General features: G+C 69.8%; 24 protein-coding genes and 1 riboswitch. Of the genes, 15 read left to right on the forward strand and 9 right to left on the reverse strand.

The window, feature by feature from the left end; genetic code table 11:
• Positions 1-58: 58 nt before the first annotated feature.
• On the reverse strand, positions 59-268 hold the full coding sequence (locus tag NLX86_RS12220; RefSeq protein WP_308409579.1) for a hypothetical protein: 210 nt from the start codon (positions 266-268) through the stop codon (positions 59-61).
• 197 nt (positions 269-465) lie between these two features.
• On the opposite strand from NLX86_RS12220, the gene NLX86_RS12225 reads away from it, so the two are divergent.
• From NLX86_RS12225 to NLX86_RS34710, 12 genes are all read left to right on the forward strand, one after another.
• On the forward strand, positions 466-1,284 hold the full coding sequence (locus tag NLX86_RS12225; protein ID WP_308409580.1) for a helix-turn-helix transcriptional regulator: 819 nt from the start codon (positions 466-468) through the stop codon (positions 1,282-1,284).
• Positions 1,281-1,502 (forward strand): DUF397 domain-containing protein, encoded by a 222-nt coding sequence (locus NLX86_RS12230; RefSeq protein ID WP_254371676.1) that lies wholly within the window; start codon positions 1,281-1,283, stop codon positions 1,500-1,502. Before NLX86_RS12225 ends, NLX86_RS12230 begins: the two co-directional genes overlap by 4 nt.
• A gap of 172 nt (positions 1,503-1,674) precedes the next feature.
• Positions 1,675-5,391: a type I restriction endonuclease gene (locus tag NLX86_RS12235; protein ID WP_254371677.1), complete on the forward strand. Its 3,717-nt coding sequence runs from the start codon at positions 1,675-1,677 to the stop codon at positions 5,389-5,391.
• Between the two features lie 29 nt (positions 5,392-5,420).
• Positions 5,421-6,209 (forward strand): SprT family zinc-dependent metalloprotease, encoded by a 789-nt coding sequence (locus NLX86_RS12240; protein WP_254371678.1) that lies wholly within the window; start codon positions 5,421-5,423, stop codon positions 6,207-6,209.
• A 153-nt stretch (positions 6,210-6,362) separates the two neighbouring features.
• Complete coding sequence (locus NLX86_RS12245; protein WP_254371679.1) at positions 6,363-6,758, forward strand: WXG100 family type VII secretion target; 396 nt, start codon at positions 6,363-6,365, stop codon at positions 6,756-6,758.
• 15 nt (positions 6,759-6,773) lie between these two features.
• A complete protein-coding gene (locus tag NLX86_RS12250; RefSeq protein ID WP_254371680.1) occupies positions 6,774-7,076 on the forward strand; it encodes a WXG100 family type VII secretion target in 303 nt (100 codons plus the stop codon).
• A complete protein-coding gene (locus NLX86_RS12255) occupies positions 7,076-7,753 on the forward strand; it encodes a hypothetical protein (RefSeq protein ID WP_254371681.1) in 678 nt (225 codons plus the stop codon). The genes NLX86_RS12250 and NLX86_RS12255 overlap by 1 nt, the downstream gene beginning before the upstream one ends.
• A 59-nt stretch (positions 7,754-7,812) precedes the next feature.
• Entirely contained in the window at positions 7,813-8,439 is a 627-nt protein-coding gene (locus NLX86_RS12260; protein ID WP_254371682.1) for a hypothetical protein, read from the forward strand.
• A gap of 17 nt (positions 8,440-8,456) precedes the next feature.
• Positions 8,457-8,759 (forward strand): RNase A-like domain-containing protein, encoded by a 303-nt coding sequence (locus NLX86_RS12265; protein ID WP_254371683.1) that lies wholly within the window; start codon positions 8,457-8,459, stop codon positions 8,757-8,759.
• Between the two features lie 13 nt (positions 8,760-8,772).
• Positions 8,773-9,423, forward strand: coding sequence for a contact-dependent growth inhibition system immunity protein (locus NLX86_RS12270; RefSeq protein ID WP_254371684.1), 651 nt, complete (start codon positions 8,773-8,775; stop codon positions 9,421-9,423).
• 215 nt (positions 9,424-9,638) lie between these two features.
• Positions 9,639-10,229: an alpha/beta hydrolase-fold protein gene (locus NLX86_RS12275; protein WP_308409581.1), complete on the forward strand. Its 591-nt coding sequence runs from the start codon at positions 9,639-9,641 to the stop codon at positions 10,227-10,229.
• A complete protein-coding gene (locus NLX86_RS34710; protein ID WP_308409582.1) occupies positions 10,229-10,456 on the forward strand; it encodes a hypothetical protein in 228 nt (75 codons plus the stop codon). The genes NLX86_RS12275 and NLX86_RS34710 overlap by 1 nt, the downstream gene beginning before the upstream one ends.
• A 62-nt stretch (positions 10,457-10,518) precedes the next feature.
• Here NLX86_RS34710 and NLX86_RS12280 read toward each other — a convergent pair whose 3' ends face one another.
• Complete coding sequence (locus NLX86_RS12280; protein ID WP_254371685.1) at positions 10,519-11,583, reverse strand: C40 family peptidase; 1,065 nt, start codon at positions 11,581-11,583, stop codon at positions 10,519-10,521.
• A gap of 275 nt (positions 11,584-11,858) precedes the next feature.
• On the opposite strand from NLX86_RS12280, the gene NLX86_RS12285 reads away from it, so the two are divergent.
• Positions 11,859-12,212: a hypothetical protein gene (locus tag NLX86_RS12285; protein WP_254371686.1), complete on the forward strand. Its 354-nt coding sequence runs from the start codon at positions 11,859-11,861 to the stop codon at positions 12,210-12,212.
• Between the two features lie 56 nt (positions 12,213-12,268).
• Here the strand turns inward: NLX86_RS12285 and NLX86_RS12290 are convergent, their stop codons facing one another.
• From NLX86_RS12290 to NLX86_RS12300, 3 genes are all read right to left on the reverse strand, one after another.
• Entirely contained in the window at positions 12,269-12,901 is a 633-nt protein-coding gene (locus tag NLX86_RS12290) for a class F sortase (protein ID WP_254371687.1), read from the reverse strand.
• Positions 12,902-12,909: 8 nt separating this feature from the next.
• Complete coding sequence (locus tag NLX86_RS12295; RefSeq protein ID WP_254371688.1) at positions 12,910-13,404, reverse strand: hypothetical protein; 495 nt, start codon at positions 13,402-13,404, stop codon at positions 12,910-12,912.
• Between the two features lie 144 nt (positions 13,405-13,548).
• Entirely contained in the window at positions 13,549-14,754 is a 1,206-nt protein-coding gene (locus NLX86_RS12300) for an NlpC/P60 family protein (protein ID WP_374213869.1), read from the reverse strand.
• A riboswitch (cyclic di-AMP (ydaO/yuaA leader) is annotated at positions 14,753-14,942 on the reverse strand. Its footprint overlaps the gene before it by 2 nt.
• Positions 14,943-15,109: 167 nt before the next feature.
• On the opposite strand from NLX86_RS12300, the gene pcrA reads away from it, so the two are divergent.
• Positions 15,110-17,551, forward strand: coding sequence for a DNA helicase PcrA (gene pcrA, locus NLX86_RS12305; protein ID WP_254371690.1), 2,442 nt, complete (start codon positions 15,110-15,112; stop codon positions 17,549-17,551).
• A 60-nt stretch (positions 17,552-17,611) separates the two neighbouring features.
• Here pcrA and NLX86_RS12310 read toward each other — a convergent pair whose 3' ends face one another.
• Both NLX86_RS12310 and NLX86_RS12315 read right to left on the reverse strand, forming a co-directional pair.
• The gene (locus NLX86_RS12310; RefSeq protein WP_254371691.1) at positions 17,612-19,066 is read right to left on the reverse strand and encodes a M23 family metallopeptidase; all 1,455 of its coding nucleotides are present in this window, start codon (positions 19,064-19,066) and stop codon (positions 17,612-17,614) included.
• 217 nt (positions 19,067-19,283) lie between these two features.
• Complete coding sequence (locus tag NLX86_RS12315; RefSeq protein ID WP_254371692.1) at positions 19,284-20,183, reverse strand: triacylglycerol lipase; 900 nt, start codon at positions 20,181-20,183, stop codon at positions 19,284-19,286.
• Positions 20,184-20,600: 417 nt separating this feature from the next.
• Here NLX86_RS12315 and NLX86_RS12320 point away from each other — a divergent pair, with 417 nt between their 5' ends.
• Entirely contained in the window at positions 20,601-21,014 is a 414-nt protein-coding gene (locus NLX86_RS12320) for a cobalamin B12-binding domain-containing protein (RefSeq protein ID WP_254371693.1), read from the forward strand.
• A gap of 24 nt (positions 21,015-21,038) precedes the next feature.
• Here the strand turns inward: NLX86_RS12320 and NLX86_RS12325 are convergent, their stop codons facing one another.
• Complete coding sequence (locus NLX86_RS12325) at positions 21,039-22,697, reverse strand: DUF5691 domain-containing protein (protein WP_254371694.1); 1,659 nt, start codon at positions 22,695-22,697, stop codon at positions 21,039-21,041.
• 577 nt (positions 22,698-23,274) lie between these two features.
• The gene (locus tag NLX86_RS12330; protein ID WP_254371695.1) at positions 23,275-24,603 is read right to left on the reverse strand and encodes an SWIM zinc finger family protein; all 1,329 of its coding nucleotides are present in this window, start codon (positions 24,601-24,603) and stop codon (positions 23,275-23,277) included.
• Positions 24,604-24,617: the final 14 nt, after the last annotated feature.

A 24,617-nucleotide genomic window follows, 5' to 3' on the forward strand; every position in this document is an offset into this window, starting at 1 on the left:
GACCCAGAAACCTCCCTTTCAGTTCCTCCCGGTTGAACCGGGGATACAACAGAGCGCCTCATGGCGCACCGGCGTTGGTGACCAGCTCCGAGAGGAGCAGTACTGCCGTCTCCGCCGGCTCCTCGGGGATCTTCCAGTCGGTCAGCTGCTGCCGTAAGACAGCGCGTGCACGGCCGACGCTTCGGCGGTGTCGGGGGAACAGGTGACCGGCTTCGCCTGTAGCGGGGGAGTCTTCGGCGGGGTGGGCGGTTTGGTGGGCAGGGGGCATTGGGCCCTCCTTGGCGTGCGGCGGGCATGACCGAACTGGGCGAACCTGTAGTGGTGTTGCTACATGGAGTCGCCTGCTTCGCTAGCATGGCTCTGTCGCTGGACTACTGCAATCGCTTCGGCGGAATGCAATTGCACTTTCACTGTTAGGGGTGAGGCATGGCAGCGAGCCCAACCGTTCGTAGGCGGATCCTCGGCATGGAGCTGCGCAAGCTCCGGGAGGGCCGGGAGCTGACATCGGAGGCCGCCGCGGCGGAAATGGGCTGGCATCCCTCGAAGATGAGTCGGCTCGAGGGTGGACGGAGCGGCCTGCGCGGGCCGGACGTTGGCCGGCTCCTCGACCTGTACGGCATCAGCGATGCCGGTGAGCGGGAGGCGCTGGCCGATCTGGCGCGTGAGGGTCGCAGGCGTGTGTGGTGGCAGCCGTACAACGACGTGCTTGCGAAGCACTACGCGAGCTTTATCAGCTTCGAGGTCGAAGCCTCGGCGATCCGCAACTACCAGGTCAGCGCGGTGCCCGGACTGTTGCAAACCGCTGACTACGCACGGGTGCTGACCCGGTCATCCAACCCTGAATACTCGCCGGAGGATGTCAACGCCCTGGTCGAGGTGAGGTTGGCACGGCAGAACGCGGCCTGGGAGCGGGAAGAGCCTCTGAAGCTTTGGGCGATCTTGGACGAGGCCGTAGTCCATCGAGCCGTCGGGGGGCCTGCCGCGATGGCCAAGCAGTTGCAGCGTCTGATTGCGGCCTCGGAGATGCCCAACATCACTCTGCAGATCTTGCCGTTCACGGCGGGCGCCCATGCGGGCATGCCGGCGCCCTTCCTGATCCTTGGCTTCCCGGTACGTGACGACCTCGATGTGGTGTACCTGGAGAGCCATACCAGTAGCCTCTACCTCGAACGCGAGGAAGACTTGGAGCACTACGGTCGTGCGTTCGACCTGATGCGCGCTGCGGCGCTGGACATCGGACCTTCACGCGACCTCATGGCTCGACTGGTGAGGAAACTCGATTGAAGAATCAGGTCGGTTCGAGGTTGGACGGCGCAGGCGTGGTCTGGCGCAAGAGCAGCTACAGCGGGGCGCAGGGCGACTGCGTCGACGTCGCGCGCTTCGATGATGTCGCCGCGATCCGGGACTCGAAGGACCCCCGTGGTCCCGTCCTCGCCTTCGAGGCCACCACCTGGGACGTGTTCGTCGCCGACGTGAAGCGGGGCGGATTCCCCTCTGTATGACCGTGTACAGGAACAAAGCCCCCGGAGTTCAATGGGGGCTTTCGTGCCACCGGGGTGATCTTTCCACACCACCTGGAGCACAATGGAGCTTCGGATCAAGCCGGAGACGCCGACGCCCCGCACACGGTCGCGAACCTGACGCGCCGCGACGGCACGGGGAGGGGTGCGGACCGTGGCGCGCAGCGAGGTGGAGCGGGACGAGGTCGAGACGCCGTTCGTCCAGCAGCTCAAGGCGATGGGCTGGCAGCACGTCCATGGGCCGGACCTCAAGAGGGAGGGCCGCGCTTACGAGGACGTATTACTCAAGCAGCGGCTGACGACGGCGGTCAAGAAGATCAACCGGCTGCACGGCGGCAACTCCCCGTGGATGACCGACGACCACGCCGCCCGCGCGATCGCCGAACTGCAGGCCGTCTCCGCCGGCAGCGACGGCCGGCGTCTGCTCGACGCCAACTTCACGTCGACCGCACGGCTGTTGAGCGGCACGCAGATGCCCGGCGTCAAGGCGCACCGGGGGCAGGACCCGCACGTCGAGTACATCGACTACCGGCCCGACGAGGAGGCCGGCGGCCGGGAGATCACCGAGCGGAACGACTTCCTCGCCGTCACCCAGCTCGAAGTACGTACGTCCGGCGGGGAGAAGTCCGTCCTGGACATCGTCCTCTTCGTCAACGGCATTCCGCTGGTCGTCGTCGAATGCAAGAGCCCCGACCTCGCCAACCCGATAGGTGACGCGGTCCGGGACCTGCGCGCGTACTCCGGGAACCCCCTCGCGTACGACGAGCGCAAGGACAGACGGGGGGCCGTGCCACCCGGCGTGCCCCCGCTGTTCAAGACGGTGCAGCTAGTGATCGCCGCCGATGGGCGGACCGCCCAGCTCGGCACCATCTCCTCCGACGAGGAGCACTACGCGGCCTGGCGCAGCGTCTCGCCCGAGAGGGACTCGGTGCTGCGGCGCGAACTGCGGGCCGCCGGGCTGCTGAAGGTTCCCAGCGATGACGCGGACAAGGCCCAGCCTGACGGCCGCGTCCCGGCCATCCGCAAGGCGCTGCCCGAGCTGACCGAGCAGCAGAAGCTCATCGGGGTCGTACTGCGCCCGGCCCATCTGCTGAACATCGTCCGCCACTACGTCATAGCTCTGCCGGTCAAGGGCAGCACGAGCGGCGCTCGCCGGATCAAGGTGGTCTGCCGCCACCAGCAGTACCGGGCCGTGGAGAAGATGCTGCTCAAGCTCCGCACCGGCCGTACCCGGCTCGACCTGGGCGCCGTGCGTGATGAGCGCGGTGGTGTCATCTGGCATACGCAGGGCTCCGGCAAGAGCCTGTCGATGGCGTTTCTGACCCGGCGGCTGCACATGCATCCGGACCCGGAGCTCAACCAGTTCACCGTCGTCGTCGTCACGGACCGCACCCAGCTCCAGGACCAGCTGTCCGGCGCGCTGCGCGTCAGCGGCAGCGAGGTGGACATCGCGAAGACGCAGGCTGATGTCGAGGGGATGCTGAAGCGCGGGCGGCGTGGGGTCGTCTTCGCGATGATCCAGAAGTACGGCGGGCGCTTTGCCTTCGAGGGCGATGCGGACGGCGGGGGCGGGGACGACCGGGACCTGGCGGAGGAGTTCCAGGACGAGCAGGCCCGTATCGATGCGGGAGAAGATCCGGCCCGCTTGGGCGAGAAGCCGGAGGAGAAGGGCGAGGGGAACGAGACCGGGGAGAAGTTCCGGCGTCCGACATTCCCGGAGTGCAGCACATCACCCCGGTACCTGGTGATGGTCGATGAGGCGCACCGCTCGCACACGTCCGTACTACACGCCTGCCTGCGCAAGGCGGTGCCGAACGCGGCATACGTCGGCTTCACCGGTACGCCGATCACGAAGGGCAGACTGACGGACACCTTCCGGATCTTTGGCGGCGAGCCCGCCCAGCCCTACATCGACCGCTACTCGATGGACGAGGCCGAGACCGACGGCGTGGTGGTGCGCGTCCGCTACGAAGGGCGTGCCGGGGAAGGGAAGGTCAAGGACGGCAAGAAGCTCGACGCCAAGTTCGACGACCTCATCAAACACCGCAGCGCCGAGGAGAAGCAGGCGTTGGCGCGGCGATGGAGCAACCCCACCGAGCGGGACATCGCCGAGTCGGCGCCGATGATCCGCAAGAAGGCCTTGGACATGCTGGAGCACTACGTGACATCCGTGCTCACGGCGGGATTCAAGGCTCAGGTGGCCGCCGTCAGCCGGGTGGCAACCGTGCGGTACCGGGCGGCGCTCAGGGATGCCCGTGATGAACTCCTTGCGAGGGTTGCGCACTTCACCAGCCAGCCGTTCCCCGGTCGGGGTGTCGAGACGCTGGAGTACGCCGAACTGGTGCTGCTGCGGACCTGGCAGTACCGGAGCCTGCTGCGGCGGATCGCTTTCGTGCCGGTCATCTCGGCCGGCGCGGAGCGCAAGGAACGGCGCTGGCTGGAGTGGACGGATCCCACCCGTCGCGACAGGCACATCGAGCGCTTCCTGCAGGACCTGCCCCAGCTCCGGCCCGCCAAGGCGCCTTATCTGGAGGGCGCACCGGCCAATCCCCGCGTGACCGCGGCCGCCAAGCCTTCGCTCTCGCAGTCCAGCGCGCTGCCGTGGAGCCCGCCGAGCCCGCGCATGGGACAGACCGGGCGAGTCGACCACGGGGACGAGGAGGACACACCCATCGCGTTCCTCATCGTGAAGTCGATGCTGCTGACCGGCTTTGACGCGCCTATCGAACAGGTGCTGTACCTGGACCGGCCGATCCGGGACGCGGAGCTGCTGCAGGCCGTGGCCCGGGTCAACCGGCCGGCTTCCGGGAAGGACGCCGGCTTTGTCGTCGACTATTACGGGGTGTTCGCGAATCTCGCGCAGACGCTGGCCGCGTACCGCGAGGACACCTACGTGATGGGCTCGCTGCTCGACATCGAGGCCGAGCTGCCCGGTCTCCGAGAGGCGGCCGAGAACGTTCAGGAGTGCCTCGACGACCTGGGCATCACCGACCTGGACGCCCCGGGCGGTCTGCCGCGCGCCGTGCTCCTGCTCAACGACGAGAGCGACCGGCACGGCTTCGACGAGGTGTTGGGGACGTTTCTGCGGTCCGTCGACCGGGTGCTGCCGCACGAGGACGCGCTGGACCACATCCCGGACGCCCGCCGGTGGGCCATGCTGCAGAAACGCGTACGCCGCCATTATCGGGACGCGCCCGGCGGCACCTTCACCCTGCGTGCGTACGGGCGCAAGGTGCGCGAAATGATCGCTGACCATCTGGAGCTGGAGTCGGTCGAGCAGAGGATTCCGCCCGTGTCGATCACCGACGCGGCCTTCGACCTGGCGGTCCGTGAGGTCCAGGAGCACTCGCCGCGGGAAGCCGCCGCCGAGATGCAGCATGCTCTGCGCTTCCACCTGGAGGAGCGGGTACGGCGTGAGGATCCTGCCCGGTACAACACGCTCTCCCAGGCTCTTGCGGACGTACTGGAGAGTCTGCGCGACCGCTGGGAAGACCAGATCGAAGAACTCGGCGACCTCATCGAGCAGGCGCGCAGCGAGGTGGCTGATGATCCGCGGCTGGTCGGTCTGAGCCGTATGGAACGACGCGTGTACGGAATTCTGGAGGAGCGGTTTACGGCGGATCCGGCGTTCGACAACCCTGGGGCGGAGCAGCTGAGGGGCTTGGCGACGGGTGTCTGCGAGGTCATCGACGTTGTCGTGGGCCGGGTTTCCTACCGGGGCCGGTCGCAGGACGTCAGCTATCTCGCGGCGCACATCGTGGAGCGGCTGCGGGACGTGGTGCCGATGCCGCACGGTGTGAACTTCGACGCCCTCGAGCGGCTGGGGGAGTACATCGCCGCTTTCGCGGGGGACACGCACGGCTCACGCTGAGCGTGACGGGCAGAATGGCCGCCGTGCCAGTGACCGAGACCGTGCCCGTGACATCCGCCGACCTGCTTCCGGACGGCGGGCTGCTTCAGGTGGACGGGCTCGTCCTGATGGTGCGGATCAGCCCACGCCGTACCCGGCTCGGTCTCACCATTGAGCGGGACGGGTCGGTTGTCGTACGCGCCCCCGAGGGGTGCGTTGCGGCGCGTGCCGAGGAGTTTGTGCGCGGGCACCGTCAGTGGATCGAGAGCAAGCTTCGGCTGCGCGGATCCATGCAGCCTTTGCACACCCCACGGGCACTCGTCGACGGTGAGGTGTTCCGTTATCTCGGGCGGGCTCACAGGCTGCTGCTGGTGGACGAGCCCGGCATGCCGGTGCGGATGGTGGCTGGCCGGCTGAGGCTGGACCGGACCGAGGCGGTGGACCCGGTGCGCGGCGGACGAGCGGTTGTCGACTGGTACACGCGCGTGGGACGGGCTTGGGCGAGCGGGAGGTTCCAGCCGTGGGCAGCGCGGATGGATGTACCCGAACCCGAGCTCAAGGTGAGCGATCTCGGGCTTCGCTGGGGCGCGTTCACCCCCGCGGAAGCCACGCCAGGCGGACGTATGGCACTGAACTGGGCCGTCTTCCAGTTGCCAATGCATCTGGTCGATTACGTCATCGCGCATGAGCTGGCCCATGTGCGCGTCGCCGGGCATGGCGCCGAATATTGGCGTCTGCTGCGCAGGGCCATCCCCGAATGCGAGGAGCTCAAGGCGGAACTCGACGATCTGGGGCGGAGAGTCTGGCTGGGGACCGTTGCGGTCCGTAGAGAGCATTGAGAGGGCGAACGAGAGCTACCTACTGGGCTGGTCTGGCCGAAACGAACACCACAGCTGGTTGGGATTTGCAGCTGCCACCCCTGTGATCCGTGTTGTTAGAGTGGCTGGAGGGATCAAGCCAGCCTGGACGCAGCGGACTTCAAGGGGGGCGGGATGGATCACGCCGATCTCGACGTGTCGGAAGGACAGTTGGCGAAGCTCGTCGATGACCTCGACGAAATGCAGGGCTACCTCGAGCGCCAGACCAAACACATGGACCAGATTGTCGACAGCGTCGCGGCCGGCTGGCGCGGAACGACCGCCTCCGTGTACCGGGAGCTGCACAAGGGTGTCGCCGAGGACGCGGTGCGGATCCGGCAGGTGCTGATCCTGATCGAGGAGGCAACCCGGCTGGGCAAGGACGGCTTCAGCGAGCAGGAGCTGGACACTTTGCAGCGGCTCAGGAAGATGCAGGACTCCGAGGATGTCGCGACCGAGGCACGGGCGATGTCGGAGTCCGGCCCGCCGACGGGAGCCGAGTCGCCGCGCAGCCGCATTCTGGACGTGTGAGTACGGGGGGGAATCATGCCGGACGACGACCACATAACCGTCGACTTCGCCACGCTGCGGAGGCTGTCGGGAGAGCTCGAGGACATCCTCAAGACACTCAACGAGAAGCTGGACGGGCTCTACGACCGGACTGAGAAGGTGGTCCTGAGCTGGGAGGGCGAGGCGCGCGAGGCGTTCGTCGACCAGCTCGACAAGTGGGACAGGTCCGCCCAGGACCTCCAGGCCGCGCAGGCCTGGCTCCATGAGGTGGTGGTCAAGGGCCACCTGAACTACGCGGCCGCGCACCGGTCCGTACTGCACGGCTGGGGCGGAGCCTGATGGGTACGCCCGTTCAGCCGCCGTCCCAGAACGGCACCATCGACGTCAAGCCGTCCGACCTGCACCGGGTCTCAGGAGGTGTGGCCGGCCAGCAGTCGTTCCTGGACCGGGGAGCCAAGGAGCTGATGAAGGCGCTGGGCGAGTACCCCGACGCCGGCGGGTACGGAACGGCTCCGCAGGCCTTCTCCAAGGCGTACATGAAGGTCGGCAGCCGGTTCCTGGAGGTCTGGGCCAAGAGTGTGGTGAGCGTCGGAGGTGCCGCGGTCGGATTCACCACGACGGCCAACAACTACGCGAAGGCGGAGGCCGCCGCCCACCCGACGGGCAAGCAGCAGGCCGTTACCCAGCCTCTGCCGGCTGTGATCGACCAAGCCCCGAACTACGGCTCGGTGCCGGATCTCAAGTGGGGTGACGACGACGGCGGCGACGGCTTCATCCGCTCGCTGCTTGAATGGGTTCCGGAGCCGGTACGGGACGTCCTCCGCCCGGTCGTGAAGCATGCCTTCCGCATGGGGAAAGTGGCGGATGTCTATCCGTATCCGCAGCAGCATTATCTGAATGATGCACACGGTGTGAACGCCGCGGCGGGCGACACGAGATCGGTGCGGGTGGCGCTGAAGTACAAGGAGGGCATCGACCCGCCGTTCGTCGTCGTCACCTCCATGCCGATCCCCTAGTAGCAAAGGGCAGTTGCCACGTGCAGTCATACACAGCGGCCGTATTCAACAGTGGCCCGGTGGTAAGGCTCATCGACCTCGCGATCAGAGTCCAGGAGTCCACAGGAGCGCTGTCCCTGGATGAGGAGATCCGGCGGTACATCCGGGTGGTAAGGAAGTCGGACACAGCGGAGTGGTCCTGCTCCGCTCACGCGGCCGCAGCTCTGCTGGACTTTGTCGGCGACTTCCTTGCGGCCGGCGGACTGGATTCAGCTCCGCCAGAATTCAGACAGAAGTTGGCCCAGGCTTCGGAAGGGATCGAGCCCGCAGAATATCTGCAGACGCTCGCCGGAATTGTCCGAATCCTGGACCGCGATCTTCCGCCCGAATACAGCGAGCTTCCCATGAACACCTGGGAGGTGGGCCTGACCTTTCCTCTGCTCAGAGGTTTCACCGCCGCCCTGACCGACGATCTCGAATCCGTGACTCTTTCGGATTCGGTGCGTGCCTACATTGCTACCGAGCATCCATTCTGTCCTGAATCACTTGCCCCTTGGGCAGCCGAGGCGCACCGCGCGCTGGTTCTTTTCCCGGATGCGGAGTCGCTGCAGGCGAATCTTCTGCAGCCCATTCCGTGGATCTCCGCCGACGCCCTGCGTGAACTGCTCCGAACGGTCGACGAACACATGATGCGGGAGCATCGATGAACATGGAGGGCAGAGCGATGGCCCGGAACCGATCCGCAACGTACCCCGACCGGGAGACCGCCCAGTGGGCTACCCAGCAGGTCGTGACCGGCAATGAGCAGGTCATCCACCGGTGGCTCGCCCAGGGCACCCGGCAGCGGCTCGTCATCGAGGCCGCCTGGCCGTCGTGTCCCGAGCCCGTTGGGCGCGTGTTGTTGCAGGCGATGATGCTCGCCGGGCGGGAGCCCGTCGACGTACGGGCCGCGCGTGTGATCCTCAGGCGCGATGACGCGAGCCCGCACGGTTTCGTCGTGCACGCCACCTTCCCGATCTACCTGTAGAGGCCGACCCACCGTGTCCATGAAGCCGCTCGAACACGACCGCAGATACGGCGAGTTGGATCAGGTGATCCGCGCGTACCTGGGGCAGACCGCAGGCGACGAGGCCGAGGAGCGCAGCGCCGCCCTGGAGGCGTACCTGCGGCACACCTGGCACAGCCGGCCATGGGCGCTTGCCGTGGCCGAGCAGCAAGTGCGTGAGTACGCCCGCAACCCACCCGGCCGGCTCAGGCTGAGACTGGGCGAGTTCTACGCCGTACCGGATGTGGGTCTGACCGACTCCGAGATCCAGGGCTGGCTGCTGAGCATCGCCGACCACCTCAAGCACAGCATCGAGACGGGCGAGGTCCCGCCGCCCGCCGTCCCGGGGACCCACTGGGAGTGGCATGCCCGCTTCCCCGAACTGGGGCAGTTTCTCAGCGGCTGGTTCTCGCAGGACATGCCGGACGAATTCGACGACCACGAAGCGGCGGTCCAGGACTACGTAGACTCGACGGCCCCGAGTCTCGTGGCCCGCCTCGTCGGTGAGCTGTACGAACTGCTGGCCCTGTCCCTGGAGGAGTCGGACTACGCGCTCGCCGTCGCCGAGCTGGGCATGGAAGTCGACCCGCCGGCCCCGTACTCACCCAGCGGCTGGCTCGCCGTGGTGGCCGACCGGCTCGGGTAGTCGCGATGCCTCCCTGAGGCAGGTCATTGCGCAACCGGGCAACCCCGGCACGGCATTCTTCATCTCAGCTCACGTGATGAGTCTGACCGGTACGTCCTTCTTCGTGACCTCGATCGTCCTCGTGTGATCGCCCTGGTGCTGCCGCTCGCGCTGTCGCGACCGTCGACCTCGGGCCCGACGGGACCGGCGGGCGGCAGGCCGCCCTCGAACCGAAGGTGAAGGCGCGCTTCACGCCGGTCCGCGACCCCCGGCTGGGGGAAGGGCTGCAGAAGACCGACCTCCAGGGGCGGATATCGGGTGTGCGGGGCGAGGTGTACGTGTGGCTGCCGCCGCAGTACGACGATCCCGCGTACAAGTACAAGAAGTTCCCCGTGGTCAAGCTGCTGCCCGGCTACCCCGGCTCGGCGAAGACCTGGTTCGGCACGCTCAAGGTGCAGAGGCAGCTGCGGCCGATGATGGAGCAGGGCACGGTCGCGCCGTTCATCCTCGTCTCGCCGCGCACGCACTTGCTCGGTGACACCGACACCGGCTGCGCGAACGTACCGGGCAAGGTCAACGCCGAGACCTGGATCAGCGTTGACGTACGCAAGATGGTCACCGACAACTTCCGCGCCTCGGAGAAGCCGGACGGCTGGGCGGTGGCCGGGTTTTCGGCAGGTGCGCACTGCGCAGTCAAGCTGGCCGTCGCCCACCCGGACCGCTACCGCGCGGCGGTCGGCCTGTCCGGTTACAACGCCCCGGCCGCCGAGCGCACGTCGCTCACCGGACGGGACCCCGAGCTGCGGCGCGCCAACACCCGCTGCTGATGCTCCGGGCGGCCAGGACGCCGCCCCGCACCGCGCTGTTCGTCTCGGGCGAGGGCGCCGACGGATACGCGCCGGGCCTGGCGCTGCGGGACGCGGCCAAGCCGCCGACCACGGTGTACGTGAAGAAGACCCGGGGCGGTCACACCAGCCGGGTGTGGCGCACGGCCCTGCCCGAGGTCTTCACCCGGCTGAGCGGGCAGCTGCGGCCCGGGCAGCTGCGCCCCTGAGGACGGGCCGGGCGGGCCGGGCGGGACTCTGACGACACCCCCCAGCCGGGCCCAGCGAGGCGTTACAAGGGCCGGGTCGCGCCCGCGAACGGCATCTGGTCGATCGGCGCGACCCGCACCGGTGCGCCGGGACGCGGGGCGTGGATCATCTGGCCGCCGCCGATGTAGAGGCCCACATGGCTGATGCCCGAGTAGAAGAAGACCAGGTCGCCGGGTGCGAGCTGGGAGCGGGAGATGCGTTGCCCGGCGTTGATCTGCGTGTATGTGGTCCGAGGAAGCGAGACGCCCGCCGCCCGCCAGGCCGCCTGCGTGAGGCCGGAGCAGTCGAAGGCCGAGGGGCCGGTGGCACCCCAGACGTACGGCTTGCCGAGCGCTCCGTAAGCGAACGAGACGGCCTGCGCGGCACGTGCGTTGGGTGCGCGGACCGCGCCGCGCGGCGTGCCGCGGTCGCTGCGCCCCGCGTCCGCGGCGGTGGCCGAGCCACCCCGGCGGGCGTCTGCCTCGTACGCCGCACGCTGCTGCGCGGTGAGCCGGGTGAGGAGCTGTTCGGCGGTGCCGAGCTTCTTCTGCACGATGGCTTTGTGCTTCGCCAGGTCGGCCTGGTGGGTCCGGAGATCGGCCAGCCGCCCGTCCGCGGTCGCGCGCAGCCGCTTGAGCTCGCCGAGTTGCTTCTCGACGGAGGCGATCTCGACCGCCTGCCGGCTGCCCGCCCGGTCGACGATCGCGGCGCGCTCCAGGTACTGGTCGGGGTCGGACGACAGCGCCAGCTGTACGGCGGGGTCGATCCCCCCGGCGCGGTACTGGGAGGTCGCGAGCGAACCGAGCGCATTGCGGGAGGCGTTCAGCCGGTCGGTCTTGCGCGCCGCCTCGTCGCGCAGTGCGGTCAGGGACCGCTGGGCCTCGCCCGACTTCTCCTTCGCCCCGTTGTACCGCTCGGTGGCGGCCTCCGCCTCCTGGTACAGCTTGTCGACCTTGGCCTTCAGCTGGGCCGGGGTGAGGCGGGGCTCCGCGTGACCGGATCCTTCAAAGGCGGTGGCGGTAGCAGCGCCCGCGAGGGCGAGGGTGGCGGCAGTCCGTGCGGTGTTGCCGGCGAGCGGGCGCTGCTTGGGCTTTCGGTGTGCAGCCACGAGGGCCATCACGTCCTTCCGTCGTCCGGCGGCGGCCCGCACAGGGGGAGCAGGGCCGCCGCCGGATCTCTTGGCGTCAGTGGCCGGCTGCCGCCCGGTACGAGGCGACGGTGGGGACTCGGCCACCTGGGGGAGGACGCTAAACCTGGGTCACGGGAAAGAGTCCCAATGAACGGAACTGGTGCCAATCGGTGCATTGATGACCGTATGGGACCGGCTGATGAGGCACACCTGACTGCGAAGGGGTGGCAAAGGGGTGGTTAGGCTCCGGCCTCATGGACGTACTCATCAATGTCTTCGTCGGCCTGCACATCATCGGCATCGCCTCTCTGCTCGGCGGGTTCCTCACCCAGATGAAGGCGATGAGCGCGGGCACGGCCCGGTTCAACCCGGCGATGCTGCACGGCGCGCTGACGATGCTGGTCACGGGAGTCGCGCTGGTGGGCCTGAACCAGGCCGACGACCAGAGCGTGAACAACCTCAAGGTCGGCATCAAGCTGGCGGTTCTGATCGTGATCCTCGGCCTGGTGTACGTGAAGCGCGACGAGGAGACGGTGGAGAAGGCGTTCTTCGGGGCGGTGGGCGGTCTCACGATCGCGAACATCTTCATCGCGGTCCTCTGGACCTGACCTGACCTGACCTGACCCGACCTGCCCCCACCTGACCTGCTCTCTGCTCGACCTCCTCAGCGGACCTCGGTGAGGCGGGCGAAGGCGACGACGTTGCCGGCGTACCCCGTCTTCCCGGAGAAGCCGCCGCCGCAGGTGATGACGCGCAGCTCCGGCCGGCCCCTGGTCCGGTAGACGCGGTCGGCCGGGAAGTCCTTCTTGGCCACGACCTCGACGGCGTACACGGAGAAGGCGGCCGTACGTCCGTCCTGGCGCGCCACCTCGATGCGCGCGCCCTTCCGGAGAGAGCCGAGGCGGTAGAAGACCGCGGGGCCGTTGGCGTTGTCGACATGGCCGACGACGACGGAGGTGCCCTGTTCGCCGGGGGAGGCGGCGCCCGTGAACCAGCCGGCCACGTCCCTGTGCGCGGCGGGCGGGGTGTCGATCCAGCCGTCGGACGTGAGATCGACTCCGGTGAACGGGGCGTCGACGCCGATCGAGGGAATGACGACGCGGACGGGTGCGGAGTACGGCAGGGACGGCGGCGGGTGCGGGGCGAGTCCGGAAGTGGCTGGGGTGGCTGAGGTGGCTGAGGTGGGCTGCGGGGGTCCTGCGCGGTCCTCCGTGCCGTAGCGCACCAGGAACACGCCGATGAGCAGGACGACGGCGATCGTGCCCCAGGCCCCGCGCGTCTGCGGTTGCTGGGGCATGCCTCCGCTCAGCCCCTGCGGTGCCGGCGCATCAGCTGTACGCCCGCCCCGGCGGCACCTGCGATCAGCGTCGCCCCGGCCGCTGTCGGGACCGGGGCGATGCCGGTGAGGCTGCCGCCGACCCCGGCCTTGACGCCATGCCGGGCACCGGCGGGGATGTCGGGTTCGGGGTGCGTTCCGGCTTCGGGGTGTGTACCGGATTCGGGGTGTGTACCGGCGTCGGCGTGCGTTCCGGCGCCAGGGTGCGTTCCGGTCTCCGCGTACGGTTCGGTCTCCGCGTACGGTTCGGTTTCGGCGTCCGCTTCAGGGTCGGTTTCGACTTCGCTGTGCGTTCCGGTGGGTGCGGCTGTCGGGCTGTCGGCGACGCCGAGTGCGGTCGTCCCCTCCTGGTTGAGCGTGACCGTGCCGCCGCCCGGGGGGTCCGCGGCCGTCGCGGTCGCTGTCGTCGCCGTGGTCGCACCGAGGCAGAGCGCGGCGGCGGCAGCGACACGTATCCCTCGCATGGTGGCTCCTCCGGATCCTCGAGGAGCACCTGTGGACCTTTGTCCGTACATCGCAGGGAATGCGCCTCGACGCAGGAGACGCTAGGCGGGCCTTGCCCCGCCCGCTAGCCGAGGCGTGCGAACGGGGCAAGGGTGTGCGTCGGACTATGCGGGGCGCACGCTGCCGTAGATCGGCATGTAGTAGATCGACTCCTCGCGGACGTTCGTCCCGGGCTTCGGGGCGTGGATCATCTTGCCGTCGCCGATGTAGATGCCGACGTGGCTGATGTCGTCGTAGAAGAAGACGAGGTCACCGGGGAGCAGGTCGTCGGTCGCGACGCGCGTGCCGACCTTCACCTGGTCCCAGGTGGTGCGCGGCAGGTCGACGCCCGCGGTCTTCCAGGCGGCCTGGGTCAGGCCCGAGCAGTCGTACGAACTGGGTCCCGTCGCCCCCCAGACGTACGGCTTGCCGATCTGGCCGCGGGCGAAGGAGAGCACCTTCTCCGCCTGGGCGGCGTACGTACCGGTGCCGGTGCCGGTGCCCGAGCCCGTACCGGTACCAGTGCCCGTACCGGAGTCGGACCCGGAGCCCGTGCCGGGGGCCGGCTGCTGGTCCTGTCGCGCTTCCTCCTGGCGCTGCTTCTCCGCGGCCGCCTGCTTGCGCGCCAGCTCCTCCGCCTTCCGCCTGGCCTCTTCCTCCTTCTTCCGCTCGATCGCGGCGAGCCGCGCCTTCTCCTGCGCCGTCAGCTTCGACAGCAGCTCGCGCGCCTCGGCCAGCTTCCGCTGGACCTCCTGCTTTCCGGCGCTGAGGCCGGCCTGTGACGTGGTGAGCGACTCCAGGCTCTTGGCCGCCTCCGCCCGCTTCTTGGATGCCTCGGCCTGCTGGGCCCGGTAGTCGCTGAGGATCTCCTGCTCGCGGCCGCCGAGCCGGTCCATCAGATGGTCCTGGGCGAAGTAGCCCTGCGGGTCGTCGGCGAGCAGGAGGGTGGCGGTGGGGCTCATGCCGCCCGTGCGGTACTGCGCGGCGGCATAGGTGCCGAGCTCGCGCCGGGTCTCGTTCAGCTTCTCGGTGTTCTGCGCCACCTGGTCGAGCAGGCCGTCGACCTTCTTGCGCTGGGTGTCGGTGCGCTCCTTGGCGGCGTTGTACTTCTGGGTGGCCGTTCCGGCCTGGCGGTACAGCTCGTCGACCTTCTTCTGTACGTCCTCGACGCTCGGCTTCGGCTCGGCCGGCGCACCGGGCGCGGCGCTCGCGCTCTGCGCGAGGATGCTGACGGAGGCGAGTGCTGCGGTTGCTGCGGTCGTGATCCCGACTGCGGGAGCGGTGGTTCGTATCCGGGTGCGCGGCTTGCGATGCGACGCCAAGGCCGGCATCTCCTTCCGTGGACCGCCTACCGGGTTAGCTGTCGGGTTCGGGCGGATGAGGGTCCCCCCGGCCGGAGGCTGGGGGAGGAAGGTCGCCCTACGGTCCGGCGGGGCCGGTCCGATTCACCCCGGTTGTGCATGGTGGGTCCCCGGCTCCGAACTGCCGTACGACAGGCCGGACTCGGCGCGGGGCCATCCGTTCTGGCGCGGTTCGCCGGTGGGGCACGGAGGGCCTTGGCGGAGCACGCTAGCCAATCTGTGTGGCTGGGGGGAAGCCTGATGTTCGATATGTCCGATACATTTTCGTTACCTTCCCCGAACTCGTCGCCGGGCTGTCAGTGCGGCGGCCTAGACTCGGGAGGCGATGAGCAGCCTCTTTGACGACAGTTTCCTGGCGGACCTCCAGCCCTCCGGCGAGGAGCACCCGCCGCCGCCCGAGGAGCACGCCCCGGAAGCGGGCGCGGACGACCTCTTCGGGGGCAGATTCGACGCGCCCGCCGACCGGGACGCGTATTACCGGAACGGGGCCGCCCGGCCCGTGATCGACCCGGCCGTCCTGCTCGACGGGCTGAACGAGCAGCAGCGGGCCGCGGTGGTGCACTCCGGATCGCCGCTGCTCATCGTGGCCGGCGCGGGCTCCGGCAAGACGCGCGTACTGACGCACCGGATCGGGCACCTGCTGTCCGCGCGCAGGGCGCACCCCGGCGAGATCCTGGCGATCACCTTCACCAACAAGGCCGCCGGTGAGATGAAGGAGCGCGTCGAGAGCCTGGTCGGGCCGCGTGCCCATGCGATGTGGGTCATGACCTTCCACAGCGCGTGCGTCCGTATCCTGCGGCGCGAATCGAAGAGGCTCGGCTTCACGTCGTCGTTCTCGATCTACGACGCCGCCGACTCCAAGCGGCTCATGGCTCTGGTCTGCCGTGACCTGGACCTCGACCCGAAGAAGTTCCCGCCGAAGTCCTTCAGCGCGAAGATCTCGAACCTGAAGAACGAGCTGATCGACGAGGAGACCTTCGCGTCGCAGGCTGCCGATGGTTTCGAGAAGACGCTCGCCGAGGCGTACGCGATGTACCAGTCGCGGCTGCGCGAGGCGAACGCGCTCGACTTTGACGACATCATCATGACGACGGTGCACCTGCTCCAGGCGTTCCCGGACGTCGCCGAGCACTACCGGCGCCGGTTCCGGCACGTCCTGGTCGACGAGTACCAGGACACCAACCACGCTCAGTACACGCTCGTACGCGAGCTGGTGGGGCCGGGTACGGAGGAGGTGCCGCCCGCCGAGCTGTGTGTGGTGGGTGACGCCGACCAGTCGATCTACGCGTTCCGCGGGGCCACCATCCGCAACATCCTCCAGTTCGAGGAGGACTACCCGAACGCGACGACGATCCTGCTGGAGCAGAACTACCGCTCGACGCAGACCATCCTCAGCGCTGCGAACGCGGTCATCGAGCGCAACGAGAGCCGTCGCCCCAAGAACCTGTGGACGAATGCGGGGTCGGGCGCGCGGATCACCGGCTATGTCGCGGACACCGAGCACGACGAGGCGCAGTTCGTCGCCGACGAGATCGACCGGCTGACGGACGCGGGTGACGCCAAGGCCGGGGATGTCGCCATCTTCTACCGGACCAACGCCCAGTCCCGTGTCTTCGAAGAGATCTTCATCCGGGTCGGTCTGCCCTACAAGGTCGTCGGCGGCGTGCGCTTCTACGAGCGCAAGGAGGTCCGCGATGTGCTGGCCTACCTGCGGATACTGGCGAACCCGGAGGACGCGGTCCCGCTCCGGCGCATTCTGAACGTACCGAAGCGCGGTATCGGCGACCGCGCCGAAGCCATGATCGAAGCGCTGGCGCTGCGCGAGAAGATCACCTTCCCGCAGGCGCTGAAGCGGGTCGACGAGGCGTACGGGATGGCCTCCCGCTCGACGAACGCGGTCAAGCGATTCAACGTCCTGATGGACGACCTGCGCACGATCGTCGAATCGGGGGCGGGGCCCGCCACCGTGCTCGAAGCGGTACTGGAGCGCACCGGATATCTGGCGGAGCTCCAGGCGTCCACCGACCCGCAGGACGAGACGCGCATCGAGAACCTCCAGGAACTGGCCGCCGTCGCCCTGGAGTTCGAGCAGGAGCGGGACGAGGAGAATCCGGGCACGCTGGCCGATTTCCTGGAGCGGGTGGCGCTCGTCGCCGACTCCGACCAGATCCCGGACGAGGACACGGAGGGCTCGGGCGTCATCACGCTGATGACGCTGCACACCGCAAAGGGCCTCGAGTTCCCGGTGGTCTTCCTGACCGGCATGGAGGACGGGGTCTTCCCGCACATGCGCGCGCTCGGGCAGACCAAGGAGCTGGAGGAGGAGCGGCGGTTGGCGTATGTCGGTATCACCCGTGCCCGCGAGCGGCTCTACCTCACGCGCTCCTCCATGCGCAGTGCGTGGGGGCAGCCGGCGTACAACCCGCCGTCGCGGTTCCTGGAGGAGATTCCGGAGCAGCACCTGGAGTGGAAGCGGAAGGGCGCGCAGCTCCCGGCCGGCCCGACGTCGGGGATTACGTCCTCGCTGACGTCGTCGCTGTCCGCGGCGCGGTCGCGGTCCGGGCCTTCCGGGTTCGCCACGCGGCGGGCGACGGACAAGCCGGTGATCGCGCTGGCGGTCGGCGACCGGGTCACGCACGACCAGTTCGGGCTGGGAACTGTGCAGGAAGTGACCGGGAGCGGCGGGGACGCGCAGGCGACGATCGACTTCGGAGACGCCAAGCCGAAGCGGCTGCTGCTGCGGTACGCGCCGGTGCAGAAGCTGTAGGGGGGACGGGACGGGCTGGGCCTTCGGCTCTGGCCGGCCTTCGGCTCGGGCTCGGGCCGGTTACGTCGGGTCGAGGCCGTGGTTGCGCAGCCACGCCAGCGGGTCGATCGCGGATCCGCCGCCGGGCCGTACCTCGAAGTGCAGGTGCGGGCCGGTGGAGTTGCCCGAGTTGCCGGAGTACGCGATGACGTCGCCGGCCTTGACCGTGCCCGAGCGGAACTTGATGCTGCTGAGGTGGCAGTACCAGGTCTCGGTGCCGTCGCGGGCGGTCACTATCGCCATGTTGCCGTAGGCGCTGTTCCACTGGGTGCGGACGGTGCCGTCGGTCGCGGCCATGACCGGGGTGCCGTACGCGACGGGGAAGTCGATGCCGGTGTGCACCGACATCCAGTTGACGCCGGCCTGACCGTACTGCGCGCTCAGCCCGTTCTGCTTCACCGGCAGCGCGAACTTGGGGCGCAGGAGCTCCTTGCGGCGCGCCTCCTCCTCGCGCTTCTTCTTCTCGGCGGCCTGCCGCTCCTTGAGGTCGATCCGCTCCTGGGTACGGCTGGCGCGGTCGGCGAAGTCGTCGGCGTCGGCGCTGAGCGCGGCGAGCTGCGTGTCCAGCTTGCTGTTCGCGGCGACCGGCTTGACCGAGGCCGGGTCAGGGGCGGCCTGCGTGGTGGTGTCGTCCTGCTTCACGTCGCCGAGTCCGCTGACGGAGGCGGCGGCGATACCGGCGACGCCCATGACGCAGGCGGACGGAACGGCGACGGTGAGGAGTGCGGAGCGCTTCGCGGGCGTACGGCGGCGGGTGCGGTTTCCGGCGGCGCGGCGGGCGGGGCGGGGCGGGGTGGGCGCGGCGGGCGCGGTGGCGAGTTCCGCTTCGAGCAGCGGCTCGGCGTGGTGGTCATCGGGGACAGGCCCGGTCTCGGGTTCGGACTCGGGCTCGTACGTGAAGGCCGCGGTCTCGAACTCGGCGGCGGTGAACTCTGCCGCGGGGGGCGCTTCTTGCTCCGGAATCTCGGCTTCGCCCGAGTTCCATGCTGTCGCGTCGTACGTACCGGTTTCGAAGCCCGGCGCTGTCCACTGCCCCGTGGTGTCGTACCCATACGTGACGTTCTCGAACTGGCCTTTCTCGAACTGGCCCGTCTGGTTCCAGGCGTTGGCGTCCCACTGGCCCGTGGTGTCGTAGCTGACCTGGGCCGGGATCTCCACAGCCGACGGATAACCCTCGGCGGACCACGCGGTGGTGTCGTAACTGCCGCTGTCGTACAGACCGGTTTCGTGCGTGGCCTGCTGCGTGCCGTAGCCGTAGCCGTATCCGCTGTAATCCGCCGACGTGTAGGCGTCGGTGTTCCACTGCGTGCTGTCGTACTGGCCGCTGTGGCCGCCGTCGTAGTCGCTCGGAAGCGCACCGAAGAGGGGGTCGCCGGCGAAGGTTCCCTGGTGCTCGTACGACGCGTATTGCGTGTATGAGGCGTCGGGAGCCGGGGCCGGGGGGGGAGAGAACCCCGACGGGTGACGGTCGTTCACCAACTTCTCTTTCGCCTCGGCAACGGGGGCCTGGGGTCTGGGGTGGGGGTACCCCAGAGGGAGAGCAGTGGCGTGACTGTACCCGGCGGTACGCGACGGCGACAATCTTCGGCAGGTTTCGGGCGCTCAAGAACCGGGCATTCGACCGCCTTTCGGCCGACTGTGGGCAGAGCCTTGGCCCTGTGTTCGATGAACGTTCGATGTCGTGGGGGTGTCCTCAGGCCACCGAGACCGTTCCCGAGGTGTCTGCCGGGGCTTCCGCGGCCTCCAGCGCCTGGCGGATCCCGGCCGCGACCGCCGGATGCACGGGAAGTGCGAGGTGGCCGATGCCGCTGACCCGCACGTTCTGTGCGATCAGGTCGGGGTGGTCGATACAGGCGGTCTCGAGCGGAAGCATCAGCTGGTCGAGGTCGCTCCAGAAGCTGACGAATCGGGTGAGGCAATTCGGGGCCGGCTCGCGCAGCTCCTCGATCACATCGGAGTGGGGGCGCATCTGCCGCACGATGGGGTGCGCGCTCATCAGCGGGGCGATCCGGGTCCCCGCGTGCGGCGTGCCGAGCGTGACCAGGGTGCGGACGTGAGTGTCGCCGCCGAGCCGCTGTACGTAGTAACGGGCGATCAGCCCGCCGAGGCTGTGCCCCACGATGTCGATCTGCGGGTGGCCGGTGCGGGCGCAGATCTCCTCGATGTGCCTGCCGAGCAGGTCGGCAGCGGCCCGTATGTCGCAGGTGAGCGGGGAGTAGTTGAGCGACTCCACATGGTGCCGGCCGTGCGCGGTCAGGGAGCGCCGGAGCAGGACGAAGACGGACCGGTTGTCGACGAATCCGTGCAGCAGGACCACCGGCGTACCGGACGAGCGGTCGGCCGGGAGCTGCACGGCCTCGGTGGCGCCGGCGGGTCCGGTGGCCCCGGTGGATACGGTGGGACTCGGGGGACTCGGGGGACCGGCGGACGACAGGGGACCGGGGGAGCCTTGGCGGCGCTCCTGGCTGATGCCGGTGGGGTAGAGCAGGAGGTGGCCGGCGAGGATCGCCAGCTCAAGGGTGGTGGCCCGGACCAGTGCGGCCGACAGGCGTATATGGCGGAGGCAAGGGGGTAGCAGGAGCTGGATCCTCATGGCCGACCTCCCGAATGGCATGAGGGAGGACGCCTCTGTCCCCCGTATGCCCTCATGGGGCTCCGCGGCGGAGGAGGCCGGCGGGCGGGGTGTGGTCGGTCGAGCGCGCATGCTGCCGTGCCGTGCCCTGCCGTATCAATGCCGGTATGCCGCCCCACCGTGCCGTGCGGCTGCCGGCACGGTGGGGCGGCGCCTTCGTTGCGGCTCCCCTTGCGACCGTCCCCTGCTGGCGGCTCCTGAGCCGGGTGATGCGGGCGCGGCGCAAAGCGAACATGTCCCATGTGTGATTTCCCCCTCGCTATCCCCCGCGAAACGGGGGGTTGCGGGATGCTGTAGATAACGTTCGTTCACATCCCCGGCCCTCGCGGCACCGGGGACCCGTGCCAATGACGGCGCAGTCGGTACATGGAGGCAGTGATGGGTGTGACCGGTCCGATCCGCGTGGTGGTGGCCAAGCCGGGTCTCGACGGGCACGATCGCGGGGCCAAGGTCATCGCGCGGGCCCTGCGCGACGCCGGTATGGAGGTCATCTACACCGGCCTGCACCAGACGCCCGAGCAGATCGTGGACACCGCCATCCAGGAGGACGCCGACGCGATCGGTCTGTCGATCCTTTCGGGCGCGCACAACACGCTCTTCGCGAAGGTGCTCGAGCTGCTGACGGAGCGCGACGCGGAGGACATCAAGGTCTTCGGCGGCGGCATCATTCCGGAGGCGGACATCGCCCCGCTCAAGGAGAAGGGCGTGGCCGAGATCTTCACCCCGGGCGCGACGACCGCGTCGATCGTGGACTGGGTGCGCGCGAACGTGCGCCAGCCCGCCGAGGCCTGACCGCCCCGACCTGCTCCGACCCGCTCAGACCGGCCCCGACCTGCCCCTGTCAGGCGCCGGGGCGGTCCTGGCCGTGGTCCGTCGGGCGTCCAGCTCCGCCAGCATCGCCGCGCGTAGGCGCAGGGTGGAGACCAGCCGCTGGAAGGCCTCCGACCAGTAGCCGCCCGCGCCCGGTGACGCACCCTCCGCCTCGTCCGGTATCGCCGTCAGGATTTCGAGCCGGCTCGCCTCCGCCGGGTCCAGGCAGCGTTCCGCCAGGCCCATCACTCCGCTGAAGCTCCAGGGATAGCTCCCGGCGTCCCGCGCGATGTCGAGCGCGTCGACCACCGCCCGGCCGAGCGGCTCGGCCCACGGGACGGCGCACACCCCGAGCAGCTGGAACGCCTCGGACAGGCCGTGCGCGTCGATGAACTCAGCCACCCAGACGGCACGTTCGTGCCCCGGCAGCGTGGCAAGCAGCTTCGCGCGCTCGGCGAGGGAGGCGGTGCCGGGACCGGCGTCGAGGGGCAGCGCGGGCGCACCGAGCAGGGCCCGCGACCAATCCGCGTCCCGTTGCCGTACCGCCGCCCGGCACCAGGCGGCGTGCAGCTCCTCCTGCCAGCCGTCGGTCACCGGCAGCGCCACGATCTGCTCGGGCGTCCGGCCGCCGAGCCGGCCCGGCCAGCCGGACAGCGGGGCCGCCTCCACCAGCTGGCCCAGCCACCAGGACCGCTCGCCGCGCCCGGCCGGGGGCTTGGGCACCACGCCGTCCCGCTGCATGGCGGCGTCGCACTCGTGCGGTGCCTCCACCCAGATACGTACGTCCCCTTCCGTACGGTCCAGGCTCACGCAGGACTCCGAACGGGCGGCCATCCGCGCGGCCAGGGCGGATCGCGGCAGCGCGGAGAGCAGCTCCGCGGCGGTGGCGCGGACATTGCGGCTGCGGTCCGCGAGGGCCTGTTCGAGGAACGGCTCATCGGCATCGGAGAGCCCGGTGCGCAGGGAGTCGAGGAACATCAGCCGGTCCTCGGCCCGCTCGGTCGCCCAGGTGGTCGCCAGCAGAGCCGGCGCGGCGGCCGGGTCCTGGGCCCGTACGGCGGTGAGCAGGGCGACGCGCTCCGCGAACAGGCCCTCCCGCCACAGGAGTGCCACCTGATCGGTGTCAGCGGGGTCGGGGAGCGCGGAACTGCCGGCCGCGCCGCGCAGCGCGAACTTCCAGTCCGGATTGAGGCGCGCCAGCCAGAGCGCCCTCGGTCCGGCCAGGGTGAGCGCCTGCGGCCGCAGATCGGTCCGGGCGCGGGCCGCGTCCAGCAACGCGGGCAGCAGCGCGTGGGGCGCCCGGAAGCGGCGCCGGTTGGCGGCGGCGAGCCACTGGGGGAGCAGTTCGGTGAGGTCGGGTGAGGCTCCGCGCCGGCCGCCCGTGCCCGCAGGCCCGGACCGGTCGGCCAGCAGCTGGGCGAGCCGGCGACGGGCTGCCGCGGGCAGTGCGGGGCGCGGATCGTGCGGTGCGGGCTCGGGGCGCTGGGCGGCACGCGCGGGAAGCAGCCCCGCCCGGCGCCGCACGCTGTGCAGCGCCGCCGCGTCCAGGAGCGCGGCCGCGGCGTCGTGCCCGGCCGGCACCAAGTCGGCTGCCGGCGGCCGCCGATCGGTGCCCAACAGGGCCGAGGTGACGAGCCCTTCCCAGGACGTCGTGGTGTCGGTCATAGGATCCCTCCGTTGCTCGGGGCGGCCATGAGGCCGGTCGTTTCGGTTCGCGTCGTCGGTCGGTGGTCGTCGGCGGAGCGGTCCTCGGTTGGAGCCCGCCGTTACTGCGCAGTGCCCAGGAGGGCCGAGGTGACGGGCTCTTCCCCCGGCGTGGTGGCGAGTCCCTATGTTGTGCGGGTCGATCGCGAGGCCGGTCGCTCGGGGCGGCTGTATGGCCGGTAGTGCGGCAGCCGGTTGCCGTGGACCGGCAGTCGCCGGCCGAACCGTCCGTGGAGGCCGCGTGTTCGGCCGCCGGTCCGGCTGCCGACGCGGTCGTCCGGTCAGGTCGTGCCGACCGCCGCTGCCGCCGCGGCCGTTGGCCGCCCGGCCGTGGCGCCGGCACAGCGGGCCGGATCATGGCGAGCGCCGCGCCGCCGCACCGCCGGGACCGCCGCACCGCCGGGACCGCCCGCGCCGCCGCGCTGCCGGGACCGCCGCCGCTGTGGCCGCCGGCGCGCCAGCACGGCCGCGCCGGATCGTGGCGAGCGCCGCAGCGGTCGTCGCCGCCGCCCGCCCCGTCATCCGCGCCGGCGTTTCGTCAGGTCAGTGGGACCGGTTCTTCTGCTCCTTCCGGCCAGGCCGTCAGAGGGGTGAAGCCTTGGTGGCCGCATTCGCCGAATACCGTTACCGGGGCGCCGCCGGAGAGGGCTGCCAGTTGCCACAGACCCGGGCGGGAGTGGAAGGCGGGGCTGACTGGCAGGGCGGAGTCGCCGGCCGCGTCGGCCAGTTGCCAGGCTCCTTCGGCCGGGACCGGTATGACCTGGTGCAGCGTCACCGGCCATGAGTCCAGCCACGGGTCGTCGCGCAGGGCCTGTCCGTACAGCTCGAGGGCCGTCCCCGTGTCCGCGCCCGGCGGGCGCCCCGCGAGGGGCGCAGGGGCGGCGAACCGCTCGCCGAGTTCGGCCCGGAGCTGTCCGGCTCCGGCGAAGGAGGTGAGTTCGGCGTCGAGGGCCAGGCCGACCGGGAGGGCGAGTTGTGGCGGCCGGCCCGGTGGGCCGAAGTCGAGGACCAGGGCGGTGCGCCCCGACGTGCGGCCGTGCAGCCAGATGCGGCGCGTGGTGAGTCTGCCGTCCGTGGTGTCGTACTGCGCGAGCACCAGCCAGTGGTCGCGGACCGCCCGGCCGTCCGCCACCGCGGGTAGGCCCACCCTGGTCCGCACCGTCGCGGCCAGTGGCTCCGGCAGCCGGTCCAGGCCCAGCCAGGCCCGGTCCAGCATGTGCAGCAGGGCGCACTCCTCCAGCAGCCGCACCGGCCAGCCCTGGCCCGAGGACGGGATGGCCCCCAACTCCCGTACGCGCCCCGCGAGTCCCGGCGCCTGGGCGTCGACCATGCGGGCCGCCGTCTCCTCCCACAGCCCGTAACCCGTCCGCTCGGCCGCGGCCAGTCCGCCACGCAGCAGGTCCGACAGCCGCTGCTCCAGCTCGGTCGCGCCGGAGGTGATCCGCTCGGCGCGGCGCTCGGCCCGGCGCCTGGCGGCTTCGGGATCGGCGGCCTTCGCCGCGTCCGCTCCCGTCTCCTGCTTCTTCTCGGCGCGTTTGCTGCGGCCTTCGAGCCACTCACCCGCCCAGCCGGGCTCTTCCTCGGCGTCCGGCACCGCCCGGTCGTCCGCCGCCCAGAGCAGCAGCAGCCCCAGCGCGTGTTTGCACGGGAACTTCCGGCTCGGGCAGGAGCACTTGTACGCGACCTCCGCCGTGTCGACCACCGTCTGGTACGGCTTGCTGCCGCTGCCCTTGCACAGTCCCCACACCGCGCCCGCTCCGGAGCTGCCCGCCTCCGACCACGGCCCCGCCGTGCCGAGTTTGTTTCCCGCTTTGCGTGACGCGTCATCAGAAGCCAGTGCCAGCACCTGATCCGCAGTCCATCGCACCCCCTGCTCCGGGG

This window comes from Streptomyces sp. A3M-1-3, from assembly GCF_024213665.1.
Classification (GTDB): Bacteria; Actinomycetota; Actinomycetes; order Streptomycetales; family Streptomycetaceae; genus Streptomyces.